Here is a 25,374-nt window from a genome sequence, read left to right on the forward strand (position 1 = left end):
CATAATAAAATTCAAATAAGAGGTGGTTCTAAGATGACAACAAACAAGAATAACTTAACGACTAGTTGGGGATCTCCGGTTGGAGATAATCAAAATTCGATGACCGCTGGTTCACGCGGACCTACTTTAATTCAAGATGTTCACCTTTTAGAGAAATTAGCCCATTTTAACCGAGAGCGTGTTCCTGAACGCGTCGTACACGCAAAAGGCGCCGGTGCCCACGGTTATTTTGAAGTGACAAACAATGTTTCAGCCTATACAAAAGCAGCTTTCCTTTCTGAAGTAGGAAAACGAACACCTCTATTTGTTCGCTTTTCAACAGTAGCTGGTGAAAACGGCTCAGCAGATACCGTTCGCGACCCTCGCGGATTTGCTGTTAAATTTTATACAGAAGAAGGCAACTACGACTTAGTCGGAAATAATACACCTGTATTTTTCATCCGAGATGCGATTAAATTTCCCGATTTTATTCATACACAAAAACGCGATCCACGCACGCATTTGAAAAACCCGACGGCCGTGTGGGATTTCTGGTCTTTATCTCCTGAATCTTTGCATCAAGTTTCTATTTTAATGTCTGATCGCGGTATCCCGGCAACGTTACGCCATATGCATGGATTTGGCAGCCATACATTTAAATGGGTTAATGCCGAAGGAGATGGCGTTTGGGTAAAATATCACTTTAAAACAGAGCAAGGCGTGAAAAATCTGTCTCCAGACGTAGCCGCAAAGCTAGCTGGTGAAAATCCAGATTATCATACTGAAGATCTATTTAATGCCATTGAAAAAGGCGATTTCCCTTCATGGAAGCTGTACGTTCAAATTATGCCATTAGAAGACGCTGATACGTACCGCTTTGATCCGTTTGACGTAACAAAGGTTTGGTCACAAAAAGACTATCCGTTAATTGAAGTAGGTCGCATGGTCTTGGACCGAAATCCAGAAAATTATTTTGCCGAAGTGGAGCAAGCTACATTCTCACCTGGAACGCTTGTACCGGGAATTGACGTATCACCTGATAAAATGTTGCAAGGTCGACTATTCGCATACAGCGATGCACATCGCTACCGCGTGGGTGCTAACCATCAAGCGCTACCTATTAACCGTCCGCGCAATGAAGTAAATAACTATCAGCGTGATGGTCAAATGCGCTTTGACGATAACGGCGGCCGTTCTGTTTACTATGAGCCAAACAGCTTTGGCGGTCCGACAGAATCTCATGAAAATAAACAAGCGGCATACCCTGTTTCAGGCGTTGCCGATAGTGTTGCATATGATCATAACGACCATTACACGCAAGCAGGTGACTTATACCGCCTTCTAAGCGAAGACGAGCGTACACGACTAGTTGCAAACATCGTTGAAGCTATGAAGCCTGTAGAAAAAGAAGAGATTAAACTGCGTCAAATTCAGCACTTCTACAAAGCGGATCCAGAGTATGGAACACGCGTTGCAGACGGTTTAGGATTGTCTGTTCCGCAGCAAGTAAAATAAAGATATCAGTTTTCCTAATGAGAAAATAAAGGTGTTTTTCTCATTGTAGATTTTCGTTTATTCTCAATTAGTTTAACATTTTATCACTAAATAAGTATCCATATTTTATGGATACTTATTTAAATTCTTGTAAAAAGAGGAAGGGATGAAGAAATGATTGGACAAGAAATAAGATGTAATCAGTGTCATAGAGAAATAAAAGTACTAAAGCAGTACACTTTGCGGTTGCGGAATAAAATTACGAACGCTAAAAAAAGAGAAGCAACCAGCATAATGAGGTTGCTTCTCTTTTTTACTAGATATGCTGTTTATATTCACTCACATTAAAGAGTAATCGTTACTTTAAATAAATCTCCGTCAATTTCAATATTCAATTCTCCTCCGTGCAAATCAATAATTGACTTAGCAATAGCTAAACCAAGTCCAGAGCCATCGGTTTGTCTTGAGGCGTCCCCTCTTTTAAATCGTTCAAACAGCTCATTGTTTACAACTAAAACTACATATTCGTCCATTGCTTTCTCAGTCTCCTTTCAAAAGTATGTCATGGGTCATTTCGTCTATGGGTTTTATTGTAAACTGCATTTTTTAAGAAAAAAGAAGAGAAAATTTTAAGATTTTCTTAAGCGACATATATTGAAAAAGGTTTAAGGAATAGGGATAACAGGAACGTTAAAAGAAAAAATATAATCAATTCCTCATTTGATTCTAAAGAACTATCCGTGAGCGATTATATCTTTTTATTTAAAAGGAGGATGATTTAACTTGGAACGGAATCATACAATTATGCAATTTTTCGAATGGCATGTGCCAGCTGATGGCGAGCATTGGAAACGCCTCAAAGAGCTCGCTCCTCAACTAAAAGAACAAGGAATTGATTCCGTGTGGATTCCCCCGGTTACAAAAGGTGTTTCATCAGAGGATAATGGCTACGGCGTTTACGACTTATATGATCTTGGCGAGTTTGATCAAAAAGGAACCGTTCGTACAAAGTATGGAACCAAGCAAGAGCTGCATGAAGCAATTGATGCCTGTCATAATCACGGAATTAATGTCTATGTTGATATTGTGATGAATCATAAAGCTGCAGCGGATGAAAAAGAAACCTTCCACGTCATTGAAGTAGACCCCATGAACCGAACAGAAGAGATTTCTGAACCCTTTGAAATTGAAGGGTGGACAAAGTTTACATTTGAAGGGCGCGGCGATCAATATTCTTCTTTCAAATGGAACTTTAATCATTTTAATGGCACTGATTACGATGATAAAAACGGAAAAGAAGGTGTGTTTCGTATTGCCGGGGAAAACAAAAGCTGGAACGAAAATGTTGATCAAGAGTTTGGCAACTACGATTATTTAATGTTTGCGAATATTGATTACGACCACCCTGAAGTTCGAGAAGAAATGATCAAATGGGGAAAATGGTTAGCAGACACCCTGCAGTGCGACGGTTACCGATTAGACGCCATTAAACATATTAACCATGATTTTATTAAAGAGTTTGCTCACGAATTGTCCTCTTCTCAAGAAAAGCCATTTTATTTTGTGGGAGAGTTTTGGAATCCAGAATTAACAGCCTGTCAGGAATTTTTAGACGTTATTGATTATCAAATTGATTTGTTTGACGTATCGCTGCATTACAAACTGCATGAAGCCTCTCAGCAAGGAAGAGATTTTGATTTAACCACAATTTTTGATGATACATTGGTTAAGACTCATCCGTTGAATGTTGTCACATTTGTAGATAACCATGACTCTCAGCCAAATGAATCTTTAGAATCTTGGGTAGAAGATTGGTTCAAACAAAGTGCTTACGCTCTAATTTTACTTCGTGAAGACGGCTATCCTTGTGTATTTTACGGAGACTATTTTGGGATAGGCGGAGAGCATCCAATTGAGGGAAAAGAAAAAGATATTTCTGCTCTCTTGCACGTACGCTATGACAAAGCATACGGACAGCAAGACGATTATTTTGATCACCCGAATACCATTGGATGGGTAAGGCATGGTGTAGAGGAATTTGAGAAGTCTGGATGCGCTGTGGTGATGTCAAACGGCGAAGACGGCGAAAAGAGAATGTTCGTCGGCGAACACCGAAGGGGACAAACGTGGATCGACTTCACAAATAACCGAGAAGACCAAGTTGTGATTGAAGAAGACGGCTACGGACACTTCCCTGTAAATGGCGGCTCTGTATCCGTTTGGGCTGAAGCATAAAAAAAACAGTGGCCTGCGCCACTGTTTTTTTACCATAGACCTAGCAGTTTCCACCACAAGCCGCCAATTCCAATCCAAATGATAATATGAATAATTGAAATTAAAAAGCCGAGCGACCACCATTTTTGCTGCGTTACATATCCACTACCGAAGAACACCGGTGCCGGTCCACTGCCGTAGTGAGTTAAACAGCCAAATAAATTGCTAAAGAACGCTAAAATTAATGCTGACAGTAACGGAGGCGCACCAGCGGCCACGATGACAGATAAAAATGCTGCGTACATAGCGCTGACGTGAGCCGTGTTACTCGCAAAAAAGTAGTGAGAATAAAAATATGCAATAGCTAGTACAATCAACGCCGTCATCCAAGACATATGACTAACAGTGCCTTTCATCAGATCACTGAACCAAGGAATCATGCCTAGATCATTTAAGAAAGTTGCCATCATAACCAAAACAGCAAACCAGACTAATGTATCCCATGCTCCCTGTTCTTTTTTGATGTCCGACCAGCTTAACACTTGCGTTAAAAGCAGCGCACATAGACCAATAAAAGCAGTTGTTGTTGCATTAATATTTAAATTAGCGCCAAAAATCCACAGCACAAGAAGAAGTAAAAATACGCCAATCATGTACCATTCTTCTTTCTTTAGCGGACCCATTTCATTTAGTTTTTTTGCTGCAATTTCAGATGCTTCCGGCGTTTCTTTTAATTCTGGCGGATACAGCTTATAAATAACGAGCGGAATAACAATTAAACTAATAATTCCAGGTACGATTGCAGCCGCTGCCCATCCAACCCATGAAATAGTCTTTCCTGTAATTTGTTCCGTCATTTTAACAGCAAGAGGATTGGCCGCCATTGCCGTTACGAACATAGCCGATGTAATCATATCTCCTTGAAACGATACTTTTGTTAAGAAAGCACCAACTCTGCGCTCCGTACCGTCTCCAGTTCTCGATCCGTATGTTTCAGATAAAGAACGAATGATTGGAAGAATAATTCCTCCAGCTCGTGCTGTATTAGACGGCATTGCAGGTGATAAAAGTAAATCACTTACGATAAGAGAATACGATAGTCCCAACGTCTTTTTACCGAACAAACGAACAAAGATATAGGCAACCCTTGTTCCTAGACCAGTCTTAATAAAACCTCTAGAAATAAAGAATGCAATAACGATCAACCAAATCGTCGTATTTTGAAAACCGCTGAGCGATTGTTCAAGTGTTAATGTATTAGTTAATACAATAATGGTTAAAGATAAAATAGCTACACTGCCTAATGGCAATGGTTTAATGATAAGACCTACGATAGTAGCCACAAAAATAGCGAATAAGTGCCAAGCCTTCACATCAAGTCCGGACGGAGGTGTAATAAACCATAAAACAAGTCCGATTGCCAGACAAATTAATAAAGGAATAAACTTCACTTCGCCGGCAGGCTTTTTAGTTGTTTCAGCCATAATCTTTCTCCTTTCATGTTTTTAAATATTAATAGTAGTAGTATGCTCTTTCCCCTTCGTACCCAATACTTGTCCCATTTAAAATAAAATAATTGTAAAAATACGTTTTATAAGGATGATATTGTAAATTTGTGAAGTGTTGAGCATAATTCCTTTATTATTTTATCATACATATTGACAATTTTTATCTTTCACCTTCATTTTATTCCCTTCAAAATAGCTTGTAAGCGTTATTTCATCAAAATAAATAAGCTGCATGAGTTCATCATGCAGCCTTGCATTTAACGATTTACCTTTTGAATAAACACGACTTTGAGATAATCACCTGACTTAAATTCTTTTATTGTTTTAAAATCAGCTGGAAGAGAGAACTGCTCCATCATTTTGTAACGTTCCCCTTTTTCGTTAAAAGCTTTTTCAATAAACGAATGAAATTTTTTCATATCAAAATTACTTGCATTCGTCGAAGCTACAATGACACCATTTGGCTTTGTAAGAGCAATGGCTTCTTTTAATAAATCTTTGTAGTCTTTTGCCGCGCTGAACGTATGCTTTTTCGATTTAGCAAAGCTCGGCGGATCTAGCACCACAAGATCGAACGTCATATTCTTCTTAACCGCATATTTAAAATACTTAAAAACATCTTCCACAATAATGTCCTGTGCTTCGTGATCAATTCCATTTACACTAAATTGCTCAATTGTTTTTGCCAGGCTGCGATTGGCCAAGTCGACACTTGTTGTTTTCGCAGCTCCTCCAAGAGCGGCCGCCACTGAAAATGCGCCTGTATACGAAAACATGTTTAGAACGGTCTTTCCTTTTGCATATTTATCTCGAATCGTTTTACGGACGTCTCGCTGATCTAAAAAGACCCCAACCATCGCTCCGTCATTTAAATAAACGGCAAAACGAATACCATTTTCTCTTACAATTAAAGGGAATTCACCTTTATTTCCTGTGACAAAATCATCTTCTTCAATATACTGCCCTTTTACGTTGAAACGTTTTTTCTGGTACAGCCCTTTAAAGTTAGGCGCAGATTTTAAAGCTTCAATAACGTATTCTTTAAATTGATAAATTCCTTCACTATACCAACTCGTGACGTAATATCCGTCATAATAATCAATGATTAAGCCGCCAATTCCGTCACCTTCACTATTAAATACACGAAAAGCAGTTGTATCTTCAGACGCATAAAAATCGTGACGAGAGGCAATAGCTCGCTGAATTTTTCGTACAAAAAACGCCGCGTCAATTTGTTCACTTTTCTTCTTCGTCAGAATCCATCCGTAGCCTTTGTTTTGTTTTCCATAATAGCCTTTGGCTAAGAATTGATTCTTTGGAGTGACTAAGTTAATAATAACGCCTTCTTCTTGCAGTTTATGACCATCAACAAGCGCATCTTTTTCAATGAGTGGATAACCTTTATTCACTTTTTTAATAAAAGCTTCTTTGGCTATAACTTGTACTTCTTTTCTCATGTGTACACCCTATCTATTTAATTTAGTTCATTCTAGTTTTATCCATTTTACGAGAATAATCTACATTTATCTTAACATAGATAACCGGTAATGTTTCCAGTTACAAAATAGAAAAGCAGAGGATGCCTTGAAGCACCCTCTGCTTGATATGAATGAAAAATGAAATGTATGTTTTATGTTTTAAGATAAAAAATTATGAGCACTCTTGTCCAGTATATGCATCGAACTTAAGCGTCTGCTGCTTGCTTCCGCTCACTAAAGTCACCACGTATACAGTTATTGAGTTTTCTGTTATAAGCTCAATATGCTCTACTTTTCCTTCTTGATGTTTTAAAGCAAGAACTTTTACAGCGGTCTCCGTTAACGGCTGAAGCTTATCATGTTTTACATGTGTGATTTCACCCGAAACCGCATCAATTGTAACGGTGTATTCCGTATTATCTTTGATTATTTTTACTGTGAAAATCGCTGCGTTTTGATCATATTCTACCATTTTCACCTTACCTGCATATGTAGCCAGTGCAAGATCTTTTGCATCTTGTCTCGTTAATAGCTTCACTGCTTGCTGAGAAGTATTAACTACTTTTCCTGTGAAAGCATCTAACGTTACCGTATATTGAGTGCTATCTTTAAGAATCACTGCTACATACTGACTAGCGGATTCTTTAAACTCTAGACTATATACGTAACCACTATATTGTTTAACAATTGCTTCTTTTATTTTTTGCTCTGATATTAGCTGCAGCTCTTTTTTATTCTCATGAATGACTTTCCCCGTTAGACCATCCACGGTTAGCGTATATTCTACTTTGCCATCTACTACAGTTAACGTATATTCATGCGTTTCTTTGTTAAATGTAATAGATTGAATCGCTCCTGTATACTGCTTAGAAATGGATTCTTTCACTTGATTTTGTGTCCATAACTTCACTTCTTGCTTCTTCACTACTTTTCCAGTGCTTGCGCTTACTTCTAAGATTCTTTGCTCAAGGTTATTCGTTACAATTGTAATCACATACACACTTGATTCTTGCTTAAATTCCGTAGATGTGACCGTCCCTTTACAATCTTGCAGAGCAATACCATTTGCCTGAGCTTGCGAGATACTGACATGTTCAGTTGTCTCTGCTTTCGCTGTCTTCATCTCTGCAGCGTGACTCGTTGTAATAGAGCTAAATGCAACTGCAGCTCCTAAAGCAGATGTAGACAATACTTTTACCCATTTAATCATCTTTACATTTCCTCCTCTTTCACCATTAGACTTTCCGTCTATGGCGTTCTATCTAGTACGCCGTTCATTATGCAAAAGATTTCTGAGAATAAGACGAATAGAAGCTTAAAGTTAGCTGAAGATATAAGAATAGCTACTATTTTTCAGCTTGCTTTCAGCTATTATTCAGGGCTGTTTCAGATAAAAAAGCATAATAGAAAGTAGAGGAGCAAAGGAGTTTTCACCATGATGGATCAACTAAAAGGAATTAAAGTCTTGCTTATAGATGACGAACCAACTATTTTACAGTTTTTATCTTTAGGGTTAACGAATGAAGGATTTGATATCAAAGCTGCCCAAGACGGAATGGAAGGCATTAATATAGCCAAAGAATTCAAGCCTCATATCGCTATTGTAGATGTTATGCTTCCGGGAATGGATGGATTTGAAGTATGCCGCTTGTTAAAGAAAATGGGGAATATAGCTGTCATCATGCTAACAGCAAAAGATCAAGTGGACGATCGAGTAAAGGGGCTGACTATTGGAGCAGATGATTATATGGTCAAACCCTTCAGTTTTGAAGAACTTCTTGCGCGCATTCAAGCTAGAATCCGCAATCAATTTCCCAACTTATTAGACGAAGTATCCATCGGTCCATTTAAAATTGATGACCGCCGCAAAGAAATTAAATACCTTAATCACATACTTGATTTATCCCCTACTGAATATGCACTCTTAAAATTCTTAGTTATTAATCACGGTCTCGTACTAAGTAAATCCACCATTTTAGATCGAGTGTGGGGATATGATTTTGGAGGAGAAGAAAACATTGTTGAAGTATACATTCGATCACTGAGAGAAAAACTACAGGACCATAGCCGAACCGTTATTCGAACGCTTCGCGGTGTAGGGTACCGGATTGATATTTCATGAAGCACAAACGTTTCTTTCATTTGAACTCTCTTCGCCTTCAGCTTTTATCTAGAAGTTTACTCGTTATTTTGAGTTTACTGATGCTGATAGGCGTTTTTCAATACGTATTTATGAAGCAATTTATTTACACAAATAAAATTAGAAGCATCGAAGACCAAATTCACTTGATTCCCGATGATGTCTGGAAGCACGATATTGAAACAAGCCAGAATGTAAAACAATCATCAAGACCAATGGTTTATTTCCCGGGCGTTAATATTACCTTTATCAATCAAAAAAGCACCTTTTTACGGCTGGCTAAGGATCCACATCATTCTTACTTCCCTAAGCTTTCTGCATCTGCATACAAACAAGTAATGAAAAACAGCAAACAGCCGGACAACACGACGAGCCTCATAAAAAAAATGGATGGTCATCAAGAGCAAGTCATTGTTTTAAAACCCATTATCTTTGATGGAGAAATACAGGGAGTTATTCAAATTAATACTCCCACAGAATCATTAAGAGACCTCTTAATCAGACAAATGCTCATCTTTTTAATGCTTTCACTTACCGCAATGACCATTGCTTTTTTTGTTTTTTCTTCTGTTTTAAAACAGACGTTAGTCCCTTTGTTTACTACTACTAAAAAAGTAGAGCATATTAATGCCGGAAGCTTACATGACCGCTTGCCTGTTAATCAAGGACAAATCGAAATGGATCGCCTTTCTCTTTCTATTAATGAAATGCTTGAACGTCTTGAAAAAGCATTTAAAGCAGAAACAGAAGCCAAAGAACAAATGCGGCGTTTTGTTGCGGATGCTTCGCATGAACTGCGAACGCCGCTTACATCTATTCACGGCTTTTTAGAAGTTTTATTAAGAGGGGCTAGCAGTAATCCAGAACAATTAAACGACGCATTAAAAAGCATGTATGGAGAGTCCAAAAGGCTGCACAAACTTATTCAGGATCTTCTGCTTCTTGCTCAGCTTGATCAACTTCCACCGTTTCAAAAAGAATACTGTTTTGTAGATGAGTTGATTTTAGATATGAAACCTCAACTCATACTATTGGCGGGGAACAGAAAGGTTTTATTCGACTTTCCAAGCCGTTTACCATCAGACATTAACAAAGATCAATTTAAACAAGTTGTTTTAAACTTATTTTCCAACGCCGTACAGCATACAAATCCAACTACAGGAGTTATTCAAGTGATAGGAAAAATAAATGAGAAAGAACTTTCGTTAATAATACAAGATAACGGTCATGGTATTCCTCAAGAACATCTTCCTCATTTATTTGAGCGATTTTACAAAGCTGATGCTTCACGCTCTCGGGCATATGGAGGAGCGGGCTTAGGCTTGGCCATTAGCGCATCTATTATAGAGCTGCACGGGGGGAAAATACGTGTAGAAAGCAAATTGAATGCAGGAACTGCTTTTGAAATCGTATTGCCCTTGACATAAAAAAGACGATTGCCTTGAAGCAATCGTCTTTTTTATCAAATCAGCATACTTTTCCTGTTTGAGGGCTGATTTTTACAGTATGTTTTATATTGTCTGTTCCTTTGATCACAAACGTGTACGCTTGTTCACTGAATGAAACAGATTGAACCGTTCCTTTGTGCTGTTGAAGAGCAGCTTGTTTAGCTTGTTCTTGCGTAAACTTTACCGCTTCGACTTTGATTACTTTTCCCGTTTCAGCGTTTATTTTCACATGGTGATCTTTGTTATCTTTCCCGTGAATTAAAAATGTGTATACATCATTTGCATATGAACTCGATTGAATCGTTCCACTGCAATTTTTTAATGCAATTGATTGAACCTGTGCTTTTGTAAATGCAGCGCTTTGAATTTGAATCACTTTTCCACTTTGTGCATTGACTTTTACGTGGTGATCACGGCTATCGTTTCCATGAATTAAGAACGTATACACTCCATCGTTGAAGCCTACCGACTTAACCGTTCCTCCACAGTTTTTCACCGCTACTGCTTGTGCCTCACTTTGAGAAAAAGATAGTTTTTCAACCTTTACCACTTTTCCGCTGTGTGCATTTACTTTCACATGATGGTCTTGATTATCTTTTCCGTGAATTAAAAACGTGTAGGCGTTATTTTCAAAAGAAACCGATTGAACCGTTCCTCCGCAGTTCTTTAAGGCAATTGTTTTTGCTTGAGCTTGTGTATATGTGGCCGCTTCAGTATGAGCCGACGCTTTTGTTGAAGTAATGTGCTGACCGTCTGAAGCAAATGCACTTGTCATTGAACCAAGAGCAATAGCTGTTCCAATTGTGGCACCTCCCACGGCTTTTGCTACTACTGCTTTTCCTGCTAATACTTTTCCAATCATGATTATACCTCCGCGTAATTTCCAATGTATTTACAGCACAAGCTAAAGGTTTTAACAGCGGTCATTTATCAAAATAGCGCCATTGGAGTAACGTTTTTTTCTGCTAAAATACCTTTCACTTTTGCTGTACGAGCCAAAGCGCTTCTTGTCCTCTTTAGCTATGTGTTTATTGTAAGAGTGGAACATGAATTCACTATGAAGCCCAGCTGAATGCTATCTGAACAAATTCTGAAAGATAGCTGAATAACTTCTAGTTAAACTTGTCATCTAAATGTTCAACGTTCTTAACAACAGCTCAACAAATCCAATGCTTCTCTTCATATTTCCTCAACAATCAAATGATTTAATAAATGTATGAATACGATTTGGAGGTTATCAACCATGAAAAAACGAGTATCTCTTGGACTATCTCTCACTCTCTTAGCTTCTAGCGCCGCTTCTGCTTTTGCAGCAGAGCATCATCCAGTTCAACATCCAAAACAAATCAAAAGCGTCGAGTTTCAGCCAATGAAAGCACCTACTACGATTGAAAATATGATTAAAACGTATACAGAGGCCTCTGTAAAAGTAACGTATAAAGATGGAAGTGTGGAAGAAACGCCGCTTAACTATAACCAACTCTTTCTTTCAAAAGATAAAATTGTCGATAATAAAGGAGAATTAATCGCCGCAGGTACACCAATCGATGCAAACGGGGATCCAATTATTGACCGAAGCGTTCCTGATCAGCCATCACCGTACGTATCAGACGCGCCGGATTCAAACAGCTTTATTACCATTAACGGTAAGTCTTATATTATTTCACATTATGAATACGAATCTGTTAATAATGCTGGAAAAGAGATTTCCGGTCTTCCTGCTTCCATGACGCTTACACAAGTTGATCGAGATGATAAAACAGGAAAACTAACCGTCAACCATGCCAAAAAAATTGATTTTTCTAATGTAAATGGTTTGTGGACGCCGTGTAATGGCTCTACAACGGATTGGGGTACTCACCTCGGTTCAGAAGAATACGAGCCTGATGCACGCGCTTTTGAAGACCCTGCATCTAGCTCTTATAAAGACGTTACGAACTTCGCTAAGCTTTATTTCGGTGACACGTCAAAAGCAAACCCTTACTACTACGGCTGGATTCCAGAAATTTCAGTGGATGAAAGCGGCGATGCGTCTGTCGTAAAACATTACAGCACAGGCCGTTTTTCACATGAAATGATGCAGGTACTTCCAGATAATAAAACCGCTCTTTTTGGAGACGATGGGTCTAATACCATGATGTTTATGTATGTAGCAGATAAGGAAAAAGACTTCTCAGCAGGAACTCTTTATGCCGCAAAGTTTAAACAAACGAGCACAAAAAATGGAGGGAAAGGCGACCTTCAGTGGATTAAGCTTGGCCATGCAACAGACAATGAAGTGAAAACAATAATCGACAAAGGCACAAAATTCAGTGATATTTTTGAAACAGCCGACCAGCCTACAAAAGGATTTAAAGCAGTCAAAACCGCCGCAAGTAAAAAAGTTGAATATTTAAAAGTAAAGCCTGGCATGGAAAAAGCAGCTGCCTTTTTAGAATCACGCAGATACGGTGCGATTCTAGGTGCCACGTCTGAATTCAACAAGATGGAAGGACTAACGGTTAATAAAAAAGACAAAAAAGCGTATATGGCTATTTCTTACCAAAATAGTGCCATGCTAAAAGAGCCTGGTGCTGTACAAGATGATATTCAGCTTCCAAAATTAGAGTCTGGTGTGACCTACCAGCTGAACTTAGGCTCGCATCAAAAAGACCAAGCAAAAGGCAAGATTAACAGCCGCTACGTTCCTGCAAGTATGGAAGGGCTATTGATTGGACAAGACCTAGAAAAAGCAGATGCATACGGCAATACAGCGGATCCAAATAAAATTGCCAACCCTGATAACCTTACGTATTCAAATGACTTAAATACACTGTTTATCGGAGAAGACAGCTCACTGCACACAAACAACTTTGTATGGGCCTATAATGTAAAAACCAAAAAACTATCACGCATCCTTTCGGTTCCAGTGGGAGCAGAAGCAACGGGACTTCGTGCAGTAGAAAACATTAAAAACTCTCGCTACGTACTAAGCAACTATCAGCACCCGGGCGAGGACATCAGCGACAAAAATATTACCGCTGTTGATAAAGAAGAGTTAGCTAATGCAATGAAAGAAAGCATTGGCATTCAAGAAACAGGTGGTGTCGGATACATTTCTGGACTGCCTTCTAAGGACGGCGCTCCTTACAAAAAGCATTAATACGTAATGAAACCACGTCTGTTGTGAGTGACAGACGTGGTTTTAGTATGTTTATTTTATATATTATAGAATAATTCCACTATGATCTATGAACAAATCACCTAGGATATAACCCGCTACTCTCCTATGTTATGATAAAGTAAAAAGCTACTTAAGGAGGATGACTAATGAAGAAAAAAGTAAAAGTCGTTGCCGCAGTAATCGAAAATGAAAAAGAAGAAGTACTTTGTGCCTTGCGCTCCAATAATATGTCACTAGCGAACTTATGGGAATTTCCTGGTGGTAAAGTAGAAGAAGGCGAAGATATTTACTCTGCTTTAGTTAGAGAAATTGAAGAAGAGCTACATTGTAAAGTAAAAACGATTGATTTACATAATGAACACGTACACGAATACGAAACATTTATTATTGAACTTATTGCAATTAAAGCAGAAATCATAGAAGGCACCCCTCAACCAACCGAGCATGCAAAGCTACTTTGGCTAAACAAAGAAAATCTCCTTTCACTTGTTTGGGCTCCTGCAGATATTCCGGCAGTTGAATTATTGGTGAAAGAAAAATGAGGATGGGACATAACGAAATGAATTCCATCTAACGACGAACAAATGGGATACACGAGGTGAATCGCTTGTGACACCGCAGTTGATTGGAGTGCAAGGCTTCGCCTTGCACTCCAATCAACTTCTAGAAGGAACGAAACAGATAAGATCTACGTTCACCGTAACAAAAAAACGAACTACTAATCAAACAGTTTGATTAATGGTTCGTTTTTCACTTCAACTACACTACTTTTGTCCCGCCTTCATACTTTTTCAGTAAACTCCGTATACAAAAGCTTTGGCACTTCGTGTTCAAGCTCTAAAATAACTGTGATTGGCTTTTCACCATGATACTCGACCGTGTTTCCTTTTCCAATATAGATAAACGGCTCGGTCTTACCGTCAATTTCACGGTATTTTCGTATAAATAAGTGTAGATGAATGCCTCTGTCTTTATTAAAAATAATATTCTTTCCTCGCTCAGACGTCTGTGCCGTACTGTTTGGTGTTTGCCAGTGGAACGTACGCTTATCAATGAACTTGTCCTGATAGTTAATACTTTCTTTAATATCTTCTTCCTTATGAAGATCAATAAATAAAAAGAACTCTTTTTCATTTACTAACAAGCCAGAACCACGGAATGAGCTATGCGTTTTACGATAGTTTGATAACAATGCGGGGTCCATCATGGTATATTGTTCATACAGTTTTAAATGTGGAATTCCATAATCTTCTTTTCCAAACTCTTTTTCATAGCGGAAAATTCCATAATCAATCGCGTCCTTAATGAACTGCTTAAACTGTGTATTATCCAGCACATTGGTAAAGCGCTCTGTTTTTACCGCTTCTTCTCCAGTAAACTCAATTAGCTTGAGCTTTGAACGAAGTTGACCGCTGTCGTAGTAGTCTTGATTTAACACTTCGAATGCGTGTTGTACTGAATCTTCTTCAACGTTATCTACATATTTTAAAACTTCTTGCTTCGCCTGGGACAATGAAATGTGATTGTGATTTAATAAATATTTTAAAATAACAAACTCGTAAACTCTCTTGATTGGCAGCTTGCTAGATAGCTCTTTTAGCGCACTTTCAAAGTCTTTATGCAATAAAAGTGATTTGAGCTGGTCGTCTTTTTCAGTCTTCGCTACAAACTGGAGATACGATTTTTCTTTATTAATAAACTTGATTGGATCTGGTGCTCCGTCAAATGTTAAATAATCCAACAAATAATAAGGAATTCTTCCTTGGTTTAGCTTTTTAAATTCATTGTATTCTTCTTTCAAATATTTCATGGAATTAAAGTTTTCATGATCAATTTGAGCTAAAATGCGAGCGCGAGAAATCTCATCCATTTGAATATGCGTTGCCCCTGGAATACTTGGAAACCCTGTTGCGATGGCAACTTTTAAGCTTTCTTTATCGTAATAGCGGCTGCCGTTTAACGCGAGCGCAACTAAAAAGAGTTTGCTATGGTTTCCTATAAAGTCGAGCACTGTTAAAAATGACTTACTCTCATGCTTACGCAAGCCGCGCCCTAGCTGCTGTATAAATACAATAGGAGAGTTCGTTGGGCGAAGCATTAACACCGAATTCACTGATGGAATGTCGACACCTTCATTAAAAATATCAACAGAAAAAATAACTTCTAGTTCATCATCCTCGTTTTCTAAACGCTCAATATATGCTTGACGATAAGGAATCGAGTGACTCCCATGTAAAACCTCACTTTTATAGCCTCGCTTATTGAACTCTTCTGCCATATACTCTGCATGCTCAACGCTTGCGCAGAATCCGAGCGCTTTACGCTTTGGACCATCATGACCATAAAACTCCATTTTTTCAATAATAAAATCAACGCGCTCATTTACTTTTAAACGCTTGGTAACCTCTGTAATATCATCAATATCTATATCGCTTAAATCTACACCTTCAATATCTGTGATACCAAAGTAATGAAACGGCACCACCAATTGATCTTCCAACGCTTCATGAAGTCTCACTTCAATTCCAACATTATTATCAAACAGATCAAATACGTTCATGCTGTCACTTCGCTCCGGTGTAGCTGTCATTCCTAGCATAAAGACTGGGGTGAAATACTCCATTATCCTTTGATAAGATGGGCTCGTTGCGTGATGGGCTTCATCATAAATAATATAATCAAATTGGTCTCGATCGAATTCACTGTAATATTTCGTTAGTGTTTGAATCGTCGCAAATATGTAATCTGCCTCTTTATCCTTTGAATTCCCTGTCAAAAGACCAAAAGTCATCGATTCATTAACAAACAGTATTTCAAATGTTTCTTTTGCTTTTTTTAAAATCTCTTCTCTGTGTACAATAAAAAGCAGCCTTTTGGGTTTAACTTTCTGAACGTCAAAAGCTGACATATACGTTTTCCCTGTACCCGTAGCCGCAATTACAAGCGCTTTTGTTTCGCCAAAGCTACGCAAGCGTCTCAAGTTTTCCATCGCTCGCTGCTGCATTTTATTCGGGACAATATAGTTACTTCGTTCGAATACCTGCTGAGGCTTGTACGACGCTTCTTTTAAAGTACCTAAAAATTTCTCGTACTCCGTCAAAAACTCGCTCGTCGCATCATCACTGATCTCCCACAAATACTCATATTCCTTTAGTACATCTTGAACAAAAGGAGACTCACCCTTTGACACAACTTCCACATTCCACTCAATATTGCTTTTTAAAGCGCTTTGCGTTATATTCGCGGAACCTATAATCACTTTATAATCGTTTTCATACTCAAAAATATAAACCTTCGTATGAAACCCCTTCTCTTCGACTTCACTAAACACTTTAAGGTCAATATGATCAAAGTTCTTAATTTTCTCTAATGCCTTCACTTCTGTAAAATTCAGATAAGTTGATGTAATAATACGCCCTTCCACGCCTCGACTAGCCGCTTCCTTCAAAGGATCTAAAAGAAGCTGAAGTCCGCTAAAATTAATAAAAGCCACACTAAAATAAAAGCTTTTACACTGTTTTAAAGACGTTACAAGCTCATGCAAGAGACTGGTGTTTTTTGAATTGACTAGTAACCGATTATTCATTGACTCCACCTTTTTCCATTAAACTGTTAGTTTTAGTTTAGAGGTTCGGAAAGAAGGGATCAATAGGGTTGGTTAATTAAAAAAATGTCAAAGTTAGACTTAGAGATCTTTTTAATACTTTTTATTTATGGTATGGTTTTCCGTCAAAACAAAATGTCTTGTTCCCTTGCACTTTTCGTTCCATACCATTAAAGTATATATTGGTTGAAGTTTATACTAGCATTCAACCCGATAAGAGAAATTACACTTTTTAATTTTGGGAAGATGTTTTCCCTAAAAGAAAGGGTTTAGATATAAGATGAAAGATAATTTTTGGCATGAGTTGCCGCGTCCGTTTTTTATTTTAGCACCGATGGAAGCTGTGACGGATGTCGTTTTTCGCCATGTTGTGACTGAAGCAGCGCGACCTGACGTATTTTTTACAGAGTTTACGAATACGGAAAGCTACTGCCATCCGAAAGGAAAAGATAGCGTAAAAGGACGTTTGACGTTTACAGATGATGAACAGCCAATCGTTGCGCATATTTGGGGAGATAAGCCTGAATACTTCCGTCAAATGAGTATTGGCATGGCAGAAATGGGCTTTCGCGGCATTGATATTAATATGGGCTGCCCTGTACAGAACGTTGCAGGAAACGGAAAAGGTTCTGGTTTGATTCGCCGTCCAGATACTGCGGCTGAGATTATCCAGGCAGCCAAAGCTGGAGGGCTTCCAGTAAGCGTAAAGACTCGTCTTGGCTATACGCAAGTTGATGAGTGGTACGACTGGCTGAAGCACATTTTAGAACAGGATATCGTGAACCTTTCTATTCACCTTCGTACGAAAAAAGAAATGAGCGATGTTGACGCGCACTGGGAGTTAATTCCGGAGATTAAGAAGCTTCGTGACGAAATCGCGCCTCATACGCTACTAACAATTAACGGTGATATTCCTGACCGCCAGAAAGGTCTTGAACTTGCGGAGAAGTACGGCGTTGATGGAATTATGATTGGACGCGGAATTTTCCATAATCCGTTTGCGTTTGAAAAAGAAAAGAAAGAGCACACAAGCGAAGAGCTATTAGAACTTCTTCGCCTGCAGCTAGACCTTCATGACAAATATTCTGAAGAGCTAGAGCCGCGCCCTTTCAAACCGCTTCGACGCTTTTTCAAAATTTACGTTCGTGGGTTCCGCGGTGCAAGTGAATTAAGAAATCTCCTGATGAGCACGGAAACGACTGATGAAGTGCGTGCGTTACTTGATGAGTTTAAAGACAGAGCTGGAGTGAAAGAAGACGAAGGTTTTTCTGTTTCTTAAATAAGAGCTCGTTTGCTCAAACTCAATTGTTCTTTTTATAGACGTGTGCTATTTATCCACATATGATAAAAGCAGAGGCAGAAGGTTTCACATTTCCTTCTGCCTCTGCTTTTAATGAAAAAATATCCACACGTTCTATTTATGATACGGTTCATTTCGAATAATACGAAAAGCTCGGTAAATCTGTTCTACTAATACTAGGCGCATAAGCTGATGAGGAAAGGTCATTTTTGAAAAAGAAAGAGCTGCGTTTGAACGTTTCATTACTTCGCTGCTTAAGCCAAGCGATCCGCCAATGACAAACGCTACTTTACTTTTTCCGTAAGTAGCTAATGAATCGATTTCTTTTGCCAGTTCCTCAGAAGATTTTTGTTTTCCGTTGATAGCTAATGCGATCACGTGAGTATCATCTGAGATTTTCGCTAAGATGCGTTCTCCTTCTTTTTGTTTCACCTGTTCCATTTCAGATTCACTTAAGTTTTCGGGCGCTTTTTCATCTGCAAGCTCAATAATTTCTACTTTTGCATAGCTTGATAAACGCTTTAAATATTCTTCAATGCCTTGTTTTAAGTATTTTTCTTTTAACTTCCCAATGGTTATAATAGAGATATTCACAGGCTATTCTCCTCTCCTTTATCCCTTATCCACAGATATTATCCACATATCCACATGCTATATCCACATTTTGTATAAGAATATTAGTTCCCTACTACATATACAGCTTCATTGTCACAATATTCGCAGCTTTTTTTGTCAGTTGAATTTTCTATTTTTTCAAAAACAGGTGCTAGCTCAATCTCATCTACCATTACATCCAACGCTAGTTCCGTGTGTTCTAAACAGCAATATATCTTCATGTATTTATCTTCCTTTCTCTATTCTTTTCATTAAAAAACCACAGGAGTTTATCCCCTGTGGATAACTTTTCTTTTACTTCATTTGACGCGTTAATTTTACTTCTGTGGATTTCTTTTTGCCATCACGATAGAACGTTACATTCATTTTATCGCCAATTTCTTTTTCAATGTAGAGGTGTTTGCGAAGTGTCGCAATATCCCTTACTTTGCTGTGATCTAGCTCAACAATCACATCATATTCCTTCAACCCAGCTTTAGCGGCTGGCGAACCTGGCTCGACTTTTAGAACAGCGACTCCGTTTACTACATCATGCGGTAACTTAAGGGTTTCTTTTAAATGATACCCTGATACCTCACTTAATGATAGTGTACTAACTCCAAGATACGGACGTCTAACTTCACCATATCGTTCTAAGTCATTAATAATGGGCCTAGCCATGTTAATTGGTATTGCAAGACCAATGCCTTCAACTGCTTCTTGGGCAATTTTCATGGAATTAATGCCTATTAATTCACCATCAATATTAACAAGAGCACCCCCGCTATTGCCAGGGTTAATTGCGGCATCTGTTTGAATGACTTCTGATTGCCAATCAGGATTTCCATCGCCATTCAAATCTTGAGGAATGACACGGTTAACTCCTGAGACAACTCCTTGTGTAACGGATCCAGAAAATTGAAGGCCTAGCGGGTTTCCGATAGCAATCACTGGTTCACCAGCTTTAAGCTTATCAGAATTTCCGAAGGTAGCCACTTTTGTCACGTGACCTGCATCAATTTCAAGAACTGCTAAGTCCATTAAATCATCGCTGCCAAGAATTTTAGCTGATACCCTTGTACCGTTACTGAAGCTCACTTCAATTTCGTTAGCGCCTTTAATGACATGATAGTTTGTCACAATATAAGCTTTATTGCCTTGCTTTTTGTAAATAACACCTGAGCCCGTCCCGGCATCAGTTCGTTCATCATTCCAAAAGCTTTCAGAGTTCTGAATGTTTACAACTCCTACAACTGCTGCATTGGCTTCGGAAACAGCTTTTGTGACGGCCGTAGTGACGTCAAGAGATACTGACTTTTGTATCGTAGACCCTGTTTGTTCATCTCCGTTTTCATCATTCATCCATCCGTATGGCAAAATCCCGTTCCTCACCAAGGCTGGCATAAGAAGCAGTACAATAAGTGCACCTATAATAGCTCCAATCAGAGCAGAAGCGAAATATCCTCTGCGGCGTTTAGGCGGCCGACTATTCGGCTCTTGGCCTTCATCATAATGTTCCACACTATCACCGAACCCTTCATTTATCATCGTGAATGTCTGCATTCACGTACTAAATGAAGTTATTTTTCGCTTCCTTTCTAGAGACTATACATAAACAATATCAGTTGGTCTTTTTGGATCAGTATCACATAGAAGAATATTGTCCTCTACATTGATGTCTTTTTGTTGTAACACTTGTGCAACCGACATGCGGGCAATTTCCTTCATGTTATTGTCTTGACTCAAATGCGCCAAGTAAATGCGTTTGGTTTGATCTCCGATCACATCTGCCATTGCAAGCGCCGCGTCTTCATTTGATACATGTCCTACGTCGCTTAAAATTCGTCTTTTAATGCTCCAAGGGTAGCGCCCCATTCTCAGCATTTCAACATCATGATTGCTTTCAAATACGTACATATCACTATTTTTAATTGTACCTTTCATGCGGTCACTTACATAGCCGGTATCCGTAATAAGGGTCAATTTTTTAGACCCTTGATGAAAGACATAAAACATAGGCTCTGCAGCATCATGCGAAACGCCAAAAGACTCCACTTCCAATTGACCAAACGATTTCGTTTGGCCAATTTCAAAGTGAAACTTCTGTTCCGTATCAATGTTGCCGATCAAGCCATCCATTGCGTTCCACGTTTTTTCATTTGCGAAAATAGGGAGCTTATATTTACGTGCCAGAACACCTAGTCCTTTAATATGGTCACTATGTTCGTGAGTCACTAAAATTCCTGATAAATCCGGGATATTGCGATTTACTTGTTGAAAGAGAGCTTCCATTTGTTTTCCGCTCAGCCCTGCATCAACTAGTAAGGAATGTTCTCCATCACTTACTAAAATCGCATTTCCTGTGCTCCCACTCGCTAGCACGCTGAAATGCAGGCTCATTTATCTCACTCCAAATACTTATTTATTTCCTTTTTTAATGATCTGTCCTTCAAAGGCATTTACAAAATAACTTGTATCTCCATTTACAACAATGTGCCAAGTTGGTGCTAAAACTTGAGAATTTAATAACGGCAGATCAAACGTATAGTATCCAAACTCTACGTTTGTTACAGAATCTTTCTTTTTCAATTCATCCTTCAAAAACAAATTTTCCAATGCTTTTAAAGGAGACAAAACATCCTGCTCATCATCCAACGTTTTCACGGAACCTAGCATCGTTTGTTCATATGAAACAATTTCACCTTTATCATTTAAATGAGCAATGATCATGCCATTTTCATTGTCATAGATTTTGTGCTTCTTATATTGTTGAAAGAATGTAACTGTTTTTTTCTCTTTATTAACGTTCCATAGCTCATAATCTTCACCGGAGAGCACATATCGTTTCAAAAATTGACTTAGCTTTGCTTTTGTATTTTTTTCAGGCACTGAAAAAGGTTTGTCCAATACGCTTCGAATTGTTTTTTCCTCAAGCAGCGCTGCTTTTTGCTCTTTCAGCTTTTTTAAGTCTTCTTCTTTAAACAGCTTACTTTTAGCATTTAACGAAGAAGCTTCTTTCACATCTACAGGTAAATGTTTATATTCAATGCCTTCACTCGTTAATTGTTCTTCCACGCTCGACTCCACAAATAGAGAGTACTGATCTTCTTGATGAGTTTTAAAAATCTGATAGCCTAAGTAAATATTAAGAATCAAGAAAGTGAAAATAAAGATGGTTTTTGTTCTATTCCAATCCATCGTTATCGCCTCCTTCGGTCGGCGGTGCGATTCGATACCATTTGCTATTATAATAATAGAACCAAGAAGGAACGAGTTTGACAGAATTAGAATTAAACTCAACCGTCTTTTCGCCGGTTTTCGGCTGCTGTGACACTTCTTCTAGCTGATAGCCTATTGAAATATCTTTTAACAGATTCGGGTCAAAGTTTTGATGTTTTTCAATTAATTGAATCACCTTTTGAGATGACTGCAGCTTTTCTACACTCGAGTCCTGTACTCTTACAAAACGATAAAGAGGACGACGGTAATTTAAAATCTCCGCATTTCCCCATCTTTGATATATTTCAGTCATTCCCTGATTGCTGTACACTGGATAGTTATCTTTATAATAACGATAGCTAATTTCTTTTGTAATGCGATTCCAGCTGTTGAACCTGTAATTAGATTCTGTCCAGCCGCCGTGGTCATTAACGAAGCTAAAGCTGCGATTTATTAAATTATAATCTTCCATTACCTCGGTCGTGGAATTTACAAGATTCACATATTCCATCACATCTGTCTTCGTATTGACATTGATCACTTTTGTACCTTCAGTGTAGACATCTCGGTTTGTAGACGTTTCTTTCCGTGCATAGTCTGGGTTGTTAAAAAGCGCTTCTTTATATTTTTCAATATCTAAATGCCTCATGCTCGTATAGTAGACTTCACTATTCATCGTAATATTATTTTCCGGAAGGAAGATATACCGATTTTTGTTTTCTTTATATACAAGGCTCGGGGCATACGTACGCTTCATTTTATCTTCTAATTCTTTGATATCATCTTTGGCCAAATTCTTGACTGTAACCGAATAAATCTTTTTTTGCTCATAATTCACAAGATACACGCTCACGAAAAAGGAAGGTGTACGCTTAATTTTAATGAGTACACGGTCAAATGTTTGATTAGGCAAAGACGTTTGAGAAAATGAAAAAAGCTGTTGAAATGTTTTCAAAGGTAGCGCGTCTGGATACAGCACTTCAATAGAATTACTTCCATGGACATAATTTAAAAATCCATCAGGAGAAATAGCATCCGAAACGTCCGTCACATTCGAAAATTTCCACTTTTTCATTTCATTTACCCATTTGTTTACATCATCTTCATCGTGAGACATGTAGTGATTATCGTTTCGATGATAGAGAACTTCTGTTGGAAGAATATGATCTTCTATTTTACTTTTTGAACTAACTTCAACTTCTTGCAAATGTTGATTTTTTGAAATGACCTTATAAGAAGGCTGATACGTCCATATATGATACGTCATAATTAAACTGGAAGCGACGAGAACAACTAAGATGGCCGTTTTGATATGTTCATATCTCATTCCCATTCGTCATCATTCTCACTTTCAATCGGAAGAGTAAAGTAAATCGTTGTTCCTTTTCCTTCCTGACTATCTGCCCAAATGCGTCCATCATGTGCTTCAATAATTTCCTTGGCAATAGCAAGCCCTAATCCTGTTCCGCCTAATTTACGCGTTCGTGCTTTATCTACACGATAGAAGCGTTCGAAAATTTTAGCTAAATTTGATTTTGGAATTCCCATACCTTGGTCTTTAATGCTCACAACAATTTCATGCGTATGCTGAGCAATTGAAAATGTAATGGTTCCGCCTTCAGGTGAATATTTTATTGCATTGGAAATAATGTTATCTAATACTTGTGTAATTTTATCTTGATCAATAGCGACATAGATTGCTTCATTTGGCAAGTCGCGCACGAACGAAATACCTTGTTCAATTGTCATTTCAAAGCGATCAATGATGTAATGATAAAACTTCACAAAATTGATTGGGTCACGACTAAATCGGTAGTCTTGGCTATCTAGCTTAGATAATTGAAGCAAGTCGTTAACGAGACGAATCATTCGCTCTGTCTCCGTTTGCGTTACATTTAAAAATGTTGGAGCTAAGTCCTTATCTTGCCAAGCACCGTCTGCAAGCGCATCTAAATAACTGCGCATCGTTGTTAACGGCGTACGCAATTCATGTGAAACATTCGCTACAAATTCTCGGCGATCTTGATCAATTTTCTCCTGCTCTGTAATGTCATGCAAGACAATGATAATCCCGTTGATAAAACCCGTCTCTTTTTGAATAGCGGAAATGGTAGCTCGTAAAATAAAGGGATCCGATTTTGTACTAAAGTCCAAAATTAATGACTCTTGATTGGCAAGCAAGCTTTCAAACGTATGCGTTTCTTCAAGATCTAATAGGGAAACAACTGGATCAGACAAAACCGTTTCACGTGAAACATTTAGCATAGCTGCGGCTGGATCATTAATTAAAATTACTCTTCCCTTTCGATCCGTCGCAATAACGCCGTCCGTCATATGAGCTAATACCGAACTAAGCTTACGGCGCTCCCCTTCTGTCGTTGCCTGTGCTTCTTGAAGCTTTCTTGTTAAGTTGTTGAATGTGAGAGCTAGCTGACCAATTTCATCATACCCGTACACCTTAGCTTTTCTCGTAAAATTCCCTTTGGCCATCTCAAGTGCTTGTTTTCTCATTTCAGACATTGGACGAGTAATGGTCTGAGCTAAAAACACGCCTAAAATAGCTGTGATAAAAAGAGCAATCACCGTACCTGCCTTAAAGATCTGATTGATATTACTCATTTGATCGTAAACAGGCTCCATGGAAGCTGTTAAGTAAATAGCGCCTAAGATTTCTTCGCTAGACTGAACTTTTCCATTTTTATTAGTTGAACTTGATTGACTGGCACCTACTTTATCCTGTAAACGAATAGGCTGTATCATAACTCTGATTCGCTGCCCGCTTTGATCAACAAATACATTATCAGAGTTCGTTCCTGCTAACAACGCATTTGTAATCGCTAAATCATTAGTCTTTTTACCTATGATCTGTTGAGGATTTGAGTTCGATGTAGCAATGATTCTTCTATTTTGGTCAATGACTCTTACTTCAGAAATGTCATTCATATCATTTGAAGCTAAATTGGGTCTTGAAGCAAAATCTCTTAAAATAGTCTTTAAGTCTTCCTCAAGAGTCGGTGAATCATCATCACGATTTTTCACCATTTCTTGTCCAATGTTATACGTCAGCAAGTCTGTCCGCTCTTGAAGAGACGTTCGAAAGTTGTTAACTAATTCTTTTTCTAATTGTCGTGCAAAATAGACCCCAATAATTTGCATCGCAATTAAAATGAGCAGCACATAAATCAATACAAACTTTAAATGAATAGATTGCAGGAGCCTTACTTTCTTCATCT

General features: G+C 38.3%; 19 protein-coding genes and 1 pseudogene. 7 read left to right on the forward strand and 13 right to left on the reverse strand.

Annotated features, from left to right (window positions below; translation table 11 throughout):
• The first annotated feature begins 33 nt into the window (after positions 1-33).
• A complete protein-coding gene (katA, locus tag AC1VNJ_RS20060; RefSeq protein ID WP_154974078.1) occupies positions 34-1,494 on the forward strand; it encodes a catalase KatA in 1,461 nt (486 codons plus the stop codon).
• Positions 1,495-1,817: 323 nt separating this feature from the next.
• Here the strand turns inward: katA and AC1VNJ_RS20065 are convergent.
• A pseudogene (locus tag AC1VNJ_RS20065) lies at positions 1,818-2,018 on the reverse strand (ATP-binding protein); the annotation flags it as partial.
• 238 nt (positions 2,019-2,256) lie between these two features.
• Here AC1VNJ_RS20065 and AC1VNJ_RS20070 point away from each other — a divergent pair.
• Complete coding sequence (locus AC1VNJ_RS20070) at positions 2,257-3,708, forward strand: alpha-amylase (protein ID WP_482641208.1); 1,452 nt, start codon at positions 2,257-2,259, stop codon at positions 3,706-3,708.
• 29 nt (positions 3,709-3,737) lie between these two features.
• On the opposite strand, the gene AC1VNJ_RS20075 is transcribed toward AC1VNJ_RS20070, so the two are convergent.
• The 3 genes from AC1VNJ_RS20075 to AC1VNJ_RS20085 all read right to left on the reverse strand — a co-directional run bounded on the left by AC1VNJ_RS20075 (position 3,738) and on the right by AC1VNJ_RS20085 (position 7,883).
• Complete coding sequence (locus AC1VNJ_RS20075) at positions 3,738-5,171, reverse strand: anion permease (protein WP_028411930.1); 1,434 nt, start codon at positions 5,169-5,171, stop codon at positions 3,738-3,740.
• A 281-nt stretch (positions 5,172-5,452) separates the two neighbouring features.
• Positions 5,453-6,652, reverse strand: a complete 1,200-nt coding sequence (locus tag AC1VNJ_RS20080) for a class I SAM-dependent rRNA methyltransferase (RefSeq protein WP_034263810.1) — start codon at positions 6,650-6,652, stop codon at positions 5,453-5,455.
• A 193-nt stretch (positions 6,653-6,845) separates the two neighbouring features.
• Positions 6,846-7,883, reverse strand: coding sequence for a PepSY domain-containing protein (locus tag AC1VNJ_RS20085; protein ID WP_328173965.1), 1,038 nt, complete (start codon positions 7,881-7,883; stop codon positions 6,846-6,848).
• 228 nt (positions 7,884-8,111) lie between these two features.
• On the opposite strand from AC1VNJ_RS20085, the gene AC1VNJ_RS20090 reads away from it, so the two are divergent.
• Positions 8,112-8,795, forward strand: coding sequence for a response regulator transcription factor (locus AC1VNJ_RS20090; RefSeq protein ID WP_028409748.1), 684 nt, complete (start codon positions 8,112-8,114; stop codon positions 8,793-8,795).
• On the forward strand, positions 8,792-10,240 hold the full coding sequence (locus AC1VNJ_RS20095; RefSeq protein ID WP_328173964.1) for a sensor histidine kinase: 1,449 nt from the start codon (positions 8,792-8,794) through the stop codon (positions 10,238-10,240). The genes AC1VNJ_RS20090 and AC1VNJ_RS20095 overlap by 4 nt, the downstream gene beginning before the upstream one ends.
• 40 nt (positions 10,241-10,280) lie before the next feature.
• Here AC1VNJ_RS20095 and AC1VNJ_RS20100 read toward each other — a convergent pair whose 3' ends face one another.
• Positions 10,281-11,123 (reverse strand): PepSY domain-containing protein, encoded by an 843-nt coding sequence (locus tag AC1VNJ_RS20100; protein WP_176344941.1) that lies wholly within the window; start codon positions 11,121-11,123, stop codon positions 10,281-10,283.
• Positions 11,124-11,504: 381 nt separating this feature from the next.
• Between AC1VNJ_RS20100 and AC1VNJ_RS20105 the strand changes: the two genes are divergently transcribed.
• On the forward strand, positions 11,505-13,403 hold the full coding sequence (locus AC1VNJ_RS20105; RefSeq protein WP_033580363.1) for a PhoX family protein: 1,899 nt from the start codon (positions 11,505-11,507) through the stop codon (positions 13,401-13,403).
• 167 nt (positions 13,404-13,570) lie between these two features.
• Entirely contained in the window at positions 13,571-13,966 is a 396-nt protein-coding gene (locus tag AC1VNJ_RS20110) for a (deoxy)nucleoside triphosphate pyrophosphohydrolase (RefSeq protein ID WP_033580362.1), read from the forward strand.
• A gap of 239 nt (positions 13,967-14,205) precedes the next feature.
• Here the strand turns inward: AC1VNJ_RS20110 and AC1VNJ_RS20115 are convergent, their stop codons facing one another.
• The gene (locus AC1VNJ_RS20115; protein WP_482641209.1) at positions 14,206-17,010 is read right to left on the reverse strand and encodes a DEAD/DEAH box helicase; all 2,805 of its coding nucleotides are present in this window, start codon (positions 17,008-17,010) and stop codon (positions 14,206-14,208) included.
• Positions 17,011-17,308: 298 nt separating this feature from the next.
• On the opposite strand from AC1VNJ_RS20115, the gene AC1VNJ_RS20120 reads away from it, so the two are divergent.
• Positions 17,309-18,307, forward strand: coding sequence for a tRNA dihydrouridine synthase (locus AC1VNJ_RS20120; protein ID WP_014457691.1), 999 nt, complete (start codon positions 17,309-17,311; stop codon positions 18,305-18,307).
• A 135-nt stretch (positions 18,308-18,442) separates the two neighbouring features.
• Here AC1VNJ_RS20120 and rlmH read toward each other — a convergent pair whose 3' ends face one another.
• The 7 genes from rlmH to walK all read right to left on the reverse strand — a co-directional run bounded on the left by rlmH (position 18,443) and on the right by walK (position 25,372).
• Entirely contained in the window at positions 18,443-18,922 is a 480-nt protein-coding gene (rlmH, locus tag AC1VNJ_RS20125) for a 23S rRNA (pseudouridine(1915)-N(3))-methyltransferase RlmH (protein ID WP_028411923.1), read from the reverse strand.
• Positions 18,923-19,005: 83 nt separating this feature from the next.
• Complete coding sequence (locus AC1VNJ_RS20130) at positions 19,006-19,164, reverse strand: CxxH/CxxC protein (protein ID WP_013059901.1); 159 nt, start codon at positions 19,162-19,164, stop codon at positions 19,006-19,008.
• Positions 19,165-19,237: 73 nt separating this feature from the next.
• Positions 19,238-20,470, reverse strand: coding sequence for a S1C family serine protease (locus tag AC1VNJ_RS20135; RefSeq protein ID WP_033580481.1), 1,233 nt, complete (start codon positions 20,468-20,470; stop codon positions 19,238-19,240).
• Between the two features lie 57 nt (positions 20,471-20,527).
• Positions 20,528-21,322 carry an MBL fold metallo-hydrolase gene (locus AC1VNJ_RS20140; protein WP_014457688.1) on the reverse strand — a complete coding sequence of 265 codons (795 nt, stop codon included), beginning with the start codon at positions 21,320-21,322 and terminating at the stop codon, positions 20,528-20,530.
• An 18-nt stretch (positions 21,323-21,340) separates the two neighbouring features.
• Positions 21,341-22,120, reverse strand: a complete 780-nt coding sequence (locus AC1VNJ_RS20145) for a two-component system regulatory protein YycI (protein WP_034263964.1) — start codon at positions 22,118-22,120, stop codon at positions 21,341-21,343.
• On the reverse strand, positions 22,107-23,474 hold the full coding sequence (locus tag AC1VNJ_RS20150) for a YycH family regulatory protein (protein WP_028411920.1): 1,368 nt from the start codon (positions 23,472-23,474) through the stop codon (positions 22,107-22,109). The genes AC1VNJ_RS20145 and AC1VNJ_RS20150 overlap by 14 nt, the downstream gene beginning before the upstream one ends.
• Positions 23,465-25,372 (reverse strand): cell wall metabolism sensor histidine kinase WalK, encoded by a 1,908-nt coding sequence (gene walK / locus AC1VNJ_RS20155; RefSeq protein ID WP_033580358.1) that lies wholly within the window; start codon positions 25,370-25,372, stop codon positions 23,465-23,467. Before walK ends, AC1VNJ_RS20150 begins: the two co-directional genes overlap by 10 nt.
• Positions 25,373-25,374: the final 2 nt, after the last annotated feature.

It is taken from the genome of Priestia sp. 3CA3 (assembly GCF_056836725.1).